Below are 2,621 nucleotides of genomic sequence, written 5' to 3'. Positions count from 1 at the left end.
ACCCCGGCGGTGGGCTCGAGCACCGTCACCCGCACCCGGTCCGCGGCCGGGTGCGTCGCGGCGGCGGCCCGGGCGAGCGCGGCGGTGGCGTCGGAGCAGCGGTCGGCGACCACGCACAGCGCCCGCGCGGTGAGCCCGGGCGCGTGGTCGAGGGCGGTCAGCACGGACCGGACGCAGGCGGTGATGGTGCCCTCCTCGTCGTGGGCGGGGACGAGCACGCCCGCGGCGGACGGTGCGGCACCCGGCCGCATGGTCCGGCTCACCGGCGCCGGACCACGTGCAGGAGGAACTGCTCGTCGGTGTGCTCGACGAGGGTGTCGAAGCGGTCGTCGGCCACCACCCGCGCGTGCACGGTGGCGGCGTCGGCGGGCGCCTCGGCGGGCCACTGCCGCCAGTGCACCAGCACCAGGTCGCCGCCCGGCACCAGCGCGCCCGCGATGCGGTCGAGCACGGCGCCCACCCGCGCGGCGGGCAGGTAGTAGAGGAACTCGGCGAGGACCACGAGGTCGACGCCGCCGGGGACCGCCCGGTCGTCGTCGACGTCGGCCGCCACGACCTCGACGCCCGGAATCCCGCCGAGGGCGCCGGTGGTGGCGGCGACGGCCTCGTCGACCACGTCGGAGGCCACCACCCGGTCGCAGCGCGCCGCCAGGTCACGGGTCAGCTCGCCGAGCCCGCAGGCCGGCTCGGCCGCCAGCGCGTAGCGCTCCCGCGGCAGGCAGGCCAGCAGCACGTCACGCTTGCGCCGCTCGTAGAACGACGTGCGCACGGCCCAGGGGTCGGCGTTGTCGCGGTAGAGCCCGGCGAACAGCTCCGGCGGCGCCCCCGAGGGCGGCGGCTCCCGGAAGTAGACCTCGTGACCGCCGTGGAAGTGGGCGAGCGTCGCCGGGGACAGCACCGCGCGGGTCCCGCCGCGTGGCACCGCGGACTGCGACGCGTGTGCGGCGATCGCGCGGCGCTTGGCGTCCCGGTCGTCGGCGGACAGCGTCAGCCGGTGGGCGTGGTCCCACGGCACGCCGGGATCGGTCGGCGCGATCCGGGTGCGGGCCCAGATCGGGAACCCGAAACCGTGCGCGGTCACCGGGGCCGCCGCCGGGCAGGCCCGGCCGACCGCGGCGTGGTCGGGGTGCGGGTCGCCGCGCCACGGGCTCGCCCACGCGTCGGCATCGGCGAGCAGCCCGGTCAGGGGGCCGACGAGCTGGTCCTCGCGCAGCGCCGAGTCGGGCAGCCCGAGCCGGTGCACCGTCGCGGGCACGCCCAGCTCGGCCAGCGCCGCGTCGAGTTCGGCGCGGCGGGTGCGGGCCAGCCCGGCCCGGTCGATCGACCCGACCTCGGGCAGGGCGGCCTCCCCGTCGCTGGCCAGGACGACCTCGACGGTGCCGCCTGCGGCGACGACCCCGCGCATGAGCCCGGCCGCGCCGAGGGTCTCGTCGTCGGGGTGGGCGCACACCACGACCAGGCGGCCGAACGACGACGGGTCGAGCCCGCGCCGGGCGAGGGTCACGGCCGCGTCCTCCCAGACGTCCGGGGACTGCACGGGCTCCATCAGGTCGCCGGGGTGACCAGGGCGCGCCCGAGGGCGGCGAGGTCGCGTCCGCCGTGGTGCTGGCGCAGGTAGATCTGCAGGTCCGCGAGGCGTGCGGTGAGCAGCGGCGACCCGGCCAGCACGGCGACCCCGGCGATCTCCGGGGCGGCGTCGAGCACGGTCCGGCACGCCCGCTCGACCGTGGCCCGCACGGTGGCCACCGCGTCGTGGTGGGCGGTGGCGGGGTCGGCGTCGATCCGGGCGGCGGTGACGGCGAGCAGGGCGTCCGCGGCGGCGACGGCGGCGTGCACCGCCCCGAGCGCGGCCAGCCGGTGCGGGTCCGGGTCGGCGGTGCGCAGCGGCGCCGCGACGTGGTCGACGATCGCGGCGGCCGCGCCCAGCCACACCGCGGCGACGCCGGCGCCGCCGTGGGCGAACCCGGGGCGGTCGGTGTAGGCATCCGGTCCGCCGACCACGGCCCCGGCCGGCACGGGCACGTCGTGCAGGACGACGTCGTGGGTGTCGCTGGCGGCCATCCCGGCGGCCCGCCAGGCCGTCACCCGTTCCACCTGCGGGTCGCGCAGGTCCAGGTCCACGAGCCGGGTGCGGTCCCCGGCGCCGGCGACGACGAGTGCCCGGTCGAGCAGGTGGGTGCCCGAGCAGAACCGCACGGTGCCCGACAGGCGCAGCCCGCCGTGGCCGCCGTCGAGCCGGGCCCCGCCGCCGGACCGCGACGCCCACACCCCGTAGCCCGCGCCCGGGACGGGGGAGCGGTGGTGGTCGGCGAGGATCGCGACGGCGTCGGCGTGCCCCTCGGCCAGCCGCGCGACCGGCAGGTCGCGTCGTGCGATCCGGGCCAGCCGCGCCCACCGGGTCGCGGTCGCCCCGGAACCGGGCAGCGGGAGGTCGAGCTGACCGGCGGCGACGGCGGCGGCGAGCGTCGCCCCGGCCCCGCCCGGGAACGGCTCGGCGGGGCCTGCGGGTGCGGGCACCGGGTCCAGGACGCCGGTGGCGGGCCCGGATCGGCCACCCCGGTGGTCGGCGCCGGGGACGTCGGGTCGGTGGTCGAGGCTCACGGACTGCCGTATGTCCGGTC

Annotated in this window: 3 protein-coding genes; all 3 read right to left on the bottom strand. The window is 79.3% G+C overall.

What is annotated here, in order from left to right; all coding sequences use genetic code 11:
* A partial coding sequence (locus NH602_RS30000; protein WP_374210282.1) for a glycosyltransferase occupies positions 1-263 on the bottom strand: 263 nt, incomplete at its 3' end.
* Positions 260-1,537 carry a bifunctional PIG-L family deacetylase/class I SAM-dependent methyltransferase gene (locus NH602_RS29995; RefSeq protein ID WP_253069581.1) on the bottom strand — a complete coding sequence of 426 codons (1,278 nt, stop codon included), beginning with the start codon at positions 1,535-1,537 and terminating at the stop codon, positions 260-262. The genes NH602_RS30000 and NH602_RS29995, both read right to left, overlap by 4 nt.
* Before the next feature lie 8 nt (positions 1,538-1,545).
* Positions 1,546-2,601: an acyl-CoA dehydrogenase gene (locus NH602_RS29990; RefSeq protein WP_253069580.1), complete on the bottom strand. Its 1,056-nt coding sequence runs from the start codon at positions 2,599-2,601 to the stop codon at positions 1,546-1,548.
* Positions 2,602-2,621: the final 20 nt, after the last annotated feature.

The sequence above is a fragment of the Pseudonocardia sp. McavD-2-B genome (assembly GCF_024124365.1).
Classification (GTDB): Bacteria; Actinomycetota; Actinomycetes; order Mycobacteriales; family Pseudonocardiaceae; genus Pseudonocardia; species Pseudonocardia alni.
This window is presented reverse-complemented; position numbering and strand designations above follow the sequence as displayed.